Raw genomic sequence first — 6,402 nt, 5'->3', positions numbered from 1 at the left:
GCCCACGCAGGGCCAGCCCACGCAGGGCCAGCCCACGCAGGGCGGCCCCCGCAGAGCCGGCTCGCACAGGGTATCGGCCAGCTCGCGCAGGGTACCAGCTCACACAGAGTATGCGACTCACGCAGAGTATCAGGGCAAGTCCGGCGAAAAGGTGGTCACGGATGTGAGTGAGGCGCGCATCATCCCGCTGGGCAGCAAGGACGCCCGCGTCAGGGCGAGCGGTGGCGCGGTGGAACGCCGTTCCCGGCCGCGGGACCCGGCAGAGGGCGATCACGATGACCCGGTCGCCGTGAGCGGCACCGACGCCGGTGGGCCGGCCGACGGCGGGAGCGCCGCCGGCCCCCAGCGGGCCGAGGGCCCCGGCCCGGACCCGCGCCGGAACGATCCGCCCCCCTCAGCCACGACCGCGCCGACCGCGCCAGCGGGGACGGCGGGGACGGAGACGGACGCGGAGCGTTTCGGCGGCCAGCGCTGGCGTGACACCGGTCCCCCACATGGCCGGGAGCTGGCGCCGCATGGCCGGGAGCCGGCACGTCGCGTCGGCGCCCGGCTGGACAGCGTCGGCGCGGCAGGCCCTGACGGTGCCGGCGCGCGGGGCCCGGCGGTTCCCAGGGAGCCCCAGGCATCCTGGGAACCGCCGGAGCCCGGGGAGTTCTCCACCGCGGAGGCCGGTGACACGTGGGCCTCCGGGGAGCGGGCGGCTGCTTCCGGCCGGACCGCTCCCGCCGACGACGTCGGCGCCGGGCAGGCGTCCGCACTGCCGTCCGAGCCGTTGGCCAACGCGGGCAGCCTGGAACGGGCGCTCGCGGGCTTTCTCGCGTTCCTGCGGCGCCGGATCACCGGCGACTACGTGGTCGACGAGCACGGTTTCGACCCGGACCTGACCGAGAACGTCATCGCGCCGCTGCTGCGTCCGGTCTACCAGAACTATTTCCGGGTCGAGACGCGCGGTCTGGAGAACGTTCCGGACACCGGCGGCGCGCTGATCGTGGCCAACCACTCCGGTACCCTGCCGCTGGACGCGATCATGACCTCGCTGGCGATAATGGACCATCATCCGGCCCACCGGCACCTGCGGATACTCGCCGCGGACCTGGTGTTCTCCATGCCGTTCCTCGCACCGCTGGCGCGCAAGACCGGCAACACCCTCGCCTGCCAGGCGGACGCCGAACGGCTGCTTGCCGCTGGCCACCTGGTGGGGGTCTGGCCGGAAGGTTTCAAGGGGATCGGCAAGCCGTTCAGCGAACGCTACAAGCTGCAGCGCTTCGGCCGTGGAGGTTTTGTCTCGGCCGCCTTGCGCACGGGCGTCCCCATCGTCCCGTGCACGATTGTCGGGGCCGAGGAGATCTACCCGATGATCGGGAACTTCCGGACGTTCGCCCGGCTGCTCGGGCTGCCCTACCTGCCGATCACCCCGACGTTTCCGTGGCTGGGTCTCCTCGGCCTGGTACCGCTGCCGTCGAAATGGTTCATCGAGTTCGGCGAACCGGTGGAGACGGAATCACCGAACCCGGCGGCCGCCGAGGACCCCATGCTGGTGTTCGAGCTCACGGACCGCATCCGGGAGACGATTCAGCATTCCCTCTACGGGCTGCTGATGCAGCGCCGGTCGGTATTCTTCTGACCCGTGACGACCGTGGACGGGCAGCGGGTGGGCTGGTGGCGTGCGAGATCGCGGCGGACCTGGGTGGGCCGCGGCATCGTCGCCGGATATGTACTGTCGGTGACCGCCGTGGTCGCGGTCCTGGTCGTCATAGATGACCTTTTTCTGGCGGTGTGGCTGGCCGTCATCGAGGTGGCCTCGGTCCTGTCGATCGCCTGGGTGGCCCGGCGGCCCGAGCCGCCGCCGGAGCGGGCCCGACGCACCACCCGGCTGGGCACGCCGAACGATCCCGGCATGCCCAGCGGCCGCCGGTAGGCGCCCCGGCCCCGGTCTCGGCTGTCCAGCCGGCCCGGCCCGTCCCGTCGGCCCGCTGTCCAGTCGGGCCCGGCCGTTCGATAGGCGTCCGGTCGGCCGTCCAAGAAGCGTCCAAGAAGCGTCCGAGAAGCGTCCGAGAAGAAGGTGGCAGGGCTGTCCGGAAGGACGAGGGACGGCGGGGCCGTTCGGTGGTCAGCCGGCCACGCCGATATAGCGCCGGCGCAGCGCCATGCCGGCCGCCACCCCGCCGGCGAGCGCGCCCACCCCGGCCGCTGTCGGCACACCGATCCGGGCGGCCTTCCTGGCGGTGCGGAAGTCCTTGATCGGCCAGTCCCGCTCCCGGGCGACGGCCTTGAGGTCGGGGTCAGGATTGATCGCGACGGGGTGGCCGACCAGTGACAGCATGGGCAGGTCGTTGATCGAGTCGGAGAAGGCCCAGCACCGGGAAAGATCCAGCTGCTCGCGCTCGGCGAGCGCGCGTACCGCGGCTGCCTTGGCCGGGCCGTGCAGCGGCTCCCCGACGAGATGGCCCGTGTAACGTCCGTCCACGACCTCGCTGACCGTTCCGAGCGCGCCGGTGAGCCCGAGCCGCCGGGCGATGACCGAGGCGAGTTCCACCGGGGTGGCCGTGACGAGCCACACCCGCTGCCCGGCGTCGAGATGCTGCTCGGCCAGGGCCCGGGTGCCGGAGTAGATCCGTTCCGCCATCCGCTCGTCGTAGATCTCCTCGCCGAAGCGGACGATCTCGGCGACCTCACGGCCGGCGACGAACGCGAGCGCGGCCTCCTTGACGTCGCGCATCCCGTCGGTGTTCTCCTGCCCCAGAACCCGGTAGGTGACGTGCTGCCAGCCGAACCGCAGCAGGTCGCGGGACTGGAAGAAGTCGCGCGCGGCCATCCCGCGCGCGAAGTAGAAGATCGACGCTCCCATCATCATGGTGTTGTCCACGTCGAAGAAGGCCGCCGCGGTCGGGTCCGGCGGCGCCTTGGCCGTCTGGTCGGCGGCCACCTTCAGGGCCGCGGTGGCGGCGGCCTCGGCATCCGCCGCGCGGGCCTTGTCGTCCGCCGACCGTTGCGGGCGTGGTCGAAACCGCATCATGATCTCCTGGGCGTGCGCGGCGCGGGGAAGGAGCGTGCTGTGACGGTGACCCGGGAGCTGTCACGGTGATCCGGGAGCTGTCACGGTGCTGTCACGGTGACCTGGGTGCTGTCACGGTGACCTGGAAGAAGCGTTGACGTGCGAAGCGTACGGTGCGAACGGCCCGTGGCGGTGTACCAGCGCATCCGCGGCCCGCGGGTACCCGGGACGCCCAGCGCCCGCGGCGGCACCGGGAGCCTGTCCGCCGGGTGTACGGCCGGCGCCTGGCAGGCCACCGCCCGCGGCGCTACCCGGGGATGCCCGCGGCGGGCCGCGCCGGCTGCGCCGGGTCGTACCGGCTGTACCGGGTCCACGCCGGCAGTGGCGGACCGGACCCGGACCGGACCCGGACCGGACTGGGGACCGGACCGGGCCGGCCGTGGCGCCGGGAATGGTTTCAGGCCGGGTTCTCCCGGAGCCGCCGGGCCAGGGCGCGCACGGCCCGGTACTGGAGAGCCTTGATCGCGCCCTCGTTCTTGCCCATCGCCAGCGCGGTCTCCCGGACGGAGAGCCCTTCGACGAAGCGCAGCACCACGCACTCCTGCTGGTCGGGGCTGAGCGTGCGGACGGCGTCCATGAGGGCCCGGCCGGTGATGACGTCCAGTACCGACTCCTCCGGCCCGGACACGACATGATCCCGCCCCGCCGAGAGGATGTCGTCGGTGGGGAACTCCAGCTGGGCCTGTCGGGACTTCCTGGAGTCAATGATCAGATTCCGGGCGATGGTGATGAACCAGGCGCCGATGTCAGGCCCCTGCCAGGTGAAGGTCCTGATGCCGCGCAGCGCGCGCAGGAAGGTCTCGCTGACGATGTCCTCGGCCGCTGTCCGGCTGCCTATCCGGTAGTAGACGTAGCGGAAGACCATGTCCATGTAAAGGTCGTAGAGCTCCCCGAACGCCTCGCCGTCGCCCTGCTGGGCGCTGCGCACCAGGTCCGCGAGCTCGGCGTCCGGCCGGTGGGCGTTCGACGGTGACTCGTCGGGGACGGGCATCCCGTGGCCGGCCAGGCCGTCGGGGGAGGTGGACTGGGCCGTCCGCTGGCCGGGCGAGGCCCCTCCCGCCGAGTGGGCCATGGGGGGGCCGACCGGCGTGGCCGCCCGGAGCATGATCGTAATGCGGGCCAGCTCGGCGCGCAGCGCCGGGCAACAGGTGGGATCGGCACGTGGCATCACGACCTGGGCGGAGCCGGCGCACAGCGCCGCGCGGCCGCGGAGATCGAGAGCTGGTTGCGCCCACAGCGGGTTCACGTCGGTGATCGGTCCGCGGCGCCGCGGGAGACGGCACAGACCGGGCCGGGCCTCGGGCCGTCCACCGGGCGGGGGTCCTCGCTTCCACGCCCCCGCGACGTTCGGGAAAGGGCGGAGGGCATGCTGGCTCCAAAGATCGAGGAGGCCCGGCGGGGCGGGGTGTGGCCCGCTCGAGAACCGGGATTCTCCGGTGGGTGTCGGATCAGGTCGGACGAAGCCGACGGCGACGCGACCGCTTCCTGCTCCTTTCGGGTCAGGGGCGTCGAGGTGTGTCAACGGCCATCAGACGGGCCTGGTCGGCAACCCGCGGATCGGAGACCAGGGGACCCCGTGGCGATCCGACGGGCGCCCCTCCCGCGCGGGCGGCGTCATCGAGTCGTCCGGGGAGCTGGATCCGTCGCATCTCCCGGATTCGACAGGAACTCCGCGCGCGTGAAGAGCATGATCGCGCTACCTTTGATCCTCCGGAACCCTTTGGAAAGTTGAGTGTAGCCAACGACCTGCCGGCGGGCATGGGGAGCGAGGTGAAGATGCACGGTCGTCATCATGTGCTGGGACGAAGTGCTTTTCCGGCTTTGTTGCCCGGTGCGGGGGATCTTTTCGGCCCCGGCGCCTTTTGATGATCGAAAATGATGATCGAAGCGGATGGTCGCAGCGATGACGAGGGTTCCCGCGGGTCGAGGCGCCGGCGGTGGCGCTGACAGCGTGCACGGCGGTGCCAGTGTGGACGGCGCCGAGGTACGGGCGGACGTCGACGTCACCGGCGGCGCCGCCGCCATTGGCGGTGCCGCGCGGGCGGCGGATCGACGGATCACCCTGCTGGTCCGGGCCGGCTGTCACCTGTGCGCCGACGCCCGCGCCGCGGTGGCCCGGGTGGCGGCCGACACCGGCACCGGCTGGACCGAGACCGACGTCGACACCTCGGCCGAGCTCGCCGACGCCTACGGCGACCGGGTCCCGGTGATCCTCGTCGACGGGCGGGAGCACGGCTACTGGCGGGTCGAGGAGGCCCGTCTACGGCGCGCGTTGACCGTCGGCCGCTGGGGGCGGTCCAAGAAATGATCACGGGCCGGCCGCGTGGCGTACCCGAGTGCAAGATCATGTCAACTTCGTGAAGTCCTTCACGAGGTCGTAAACTCGCCCCGACAGCCGTCCACCGGCGTCGTTCGACCGCGAGACCGACCGTGGCGCCCGCCGCGGAGCTGGTAGCGGAGCACTGTGGGGCCGCGCGCCCGGCGTCGTCGGCGGCCGGGCGTCTTGAGTGGGGCGGGAGCCGTACATGACTGAGCTTCGGCGGGCGGCCGGCGCTGCCCGTGGACGCTCGTCCGTGCCCGAGGCGACGGTCGCCCGCCTCCCGCTCTACCTGCGGGTCCTCACTTCGCTCGCCGACCGGGCGGTCCGCACGGTCTCGTCCGAGACGCTGGCGAAGGCGGCCGGCATGACCTCGGCGAAGGTCCGCAAGGACCTGTCCTACCTGGGCTCGTACGGGACGCGTGGCGTCGGCTACGACGTCGACTTCCTGCTCGGCCGCATCGCCGCCGAGCTCGGGCTGACCGAGGACCGGACGGTCGTGCTGGTCGGGGTCGGCAACCTCGGCCACGCGCTCGCGGGCTACGCCGGCTTCCGCTCCCGGGGATTCCGGGTGGTCGCCCTGCTCGACGTCGATCCCGACCGGATCGGCGAGTCCGTCGGCGGCGTCGCGGTCAGCCCGCTCGACGAGATGGAAGCACTTGTCGAACGCAACCAGGTGACGATAGGTGTCATCTGCACGCCGGCCGCGGCCGCGCAGGCAGTGTGTGACCGCCTTGTCTCCGCGGGAATCACGAGCATCCTCAATTTCGCGCCGATCGCGTTGTCGGTGCCGGTGGGAGTGGACGTGCGCAAGGTTGATCTCGCTGTGGAACTGCAGATCCTGTCGTTCCACGAGGCTCGCAAGCGTTCGGCGCCGGCCACGGGCGGTGTGGCCGCACCCACGCGTCCACCCGGCCGCCGGGCGGGCCGCCCCGGTGAGCCCGCCGACCCGCGGCTGGCCGTGGTGACCCGTGCGCCCACCGGGCCGCCGGCACCGGGAACGCGGGGCGCCGACGGCCCGCTGGTGGGC

Annotated in this window: 6 protein-coding genes; 4 read left to right on the top strand and 2 right to left on the bottom strand. The window is 72.2% G+C overall.

Features of this window, described 5'->3' with window-relative positions; genetic code table 11:
• Positions 1 to 163 precede the first annotated feature (163 nt).
• Together AC5LUJ_RS20875 and AC5LUJ_RS20870 are read left to right on the top strand one after the other, a co-directional pair.
• Positions 164 to 1,624, top strand: coding sequence for a 1-acyl-sn-glycerol-3-phosphate acyltransferase (locus tag AC5LUJ_RS20875; protein ID WP_250281990.1), 1,461 nt, complete (start codon positions 164 to 166; stop codon positions 1,622 to 1,624).
• A 3-nt stretch (positions 1,625 to 1,627) separates the two neighbouring features.
• Positions 1,628 to 1,918, top strand: coding sequence for a hypothetical protein (locus tag AC5LUJ_RS20870; protein WP_250281993.1), 291 nt, complete (start codon positions 1,628 to 1,630; stop codon positions 1,916 to 1,918).
• A gap of 192 nt (positions 1,919 to 2,110) precedes the next feature.
• On the opposite strand, the gene AC5LUJ_RS20865 is transcribed toward AC5LUJ_RS20870, so the two are convergent.
• Positions 2,111 to 3,013, bottom strand: coding sequence for an HAD family hydrolase (locus AC5LUJ_RS20865; RefSeq protein WP_250281994.1), 903 nt, complete (start codon positions 3,011 to 3,013; stop codon positions 2,111 to 2,113).
• Between the two features lie 439 nt (positions 3,014 to 3,452).
• Positions 3,453 to 4,301: a sigma-70 family RNA polymerase sigma factor gene (locus AC5LUJ_RS20860; RefSeq protein WP_250281995.1), complete on the bottom strand. Its 849-nt coding sequence runs from the start codon at positions 4,299 to 4,301 to the stop codon at positions 3,453 to 3,455.
• A gap of 657 nt (positions 4,302 to 4,958) precedes the next feature.
• Between AC5LUJ_RS20860 and AC5LUJ_RS20855 the strand changes: the two genes are divergently transcribed.
• Positions 4,959 to 5,363 carry a glutaredoxin family protein gene (locus tag AC5LUJ_RS20855; protein ID WP_250281996.1) on the top strand — a complete coding sequence of 135 codons (405 nt, stop codon included), beginning with the start codon at positions 4,959 to 4,961 and terminating at the stop codon, positions 5,361 to 5,363.
• A gap of 217 nt (positions 5,364 to 5,580) precedes the next feature.
• A partial coding sequence (locus AC5LUJ_RS20850; protein WP_493465569.1) for a redox-sensing transcriptional repressor Rex occupies positions 5,581 to 6,402 on the top strand: 822 nt, incomplete at its 3' end.

The organism is Protofrankia sp. CiP1_Cm_nod3, from assembly GCF_982290655.1.
Note: the sequence above shows the minus strand (reverse complement) of the source record. Positions and strands in the feature narration are given on the sequence as shown.

What these genes read in the sequence shown, in the direction of transcription:
- AC5LUJ_RS20865 (WP_250281994.1), bottom strand. Translation starts at nt 3,013, where the DNA reads ATGCGGTTTCGACCACGCCCGCAACGGTCGGCGGACGACAAGGCCCGC.
- AC5LUJ_RS20855 (WP_250281996.1), top strand. Translation starts at nt 4,959, where the DNA reads ATGACGAGGGTTCCCGCGGGTCGAGGCGCCGGCGGTGGCGCTGACAGC.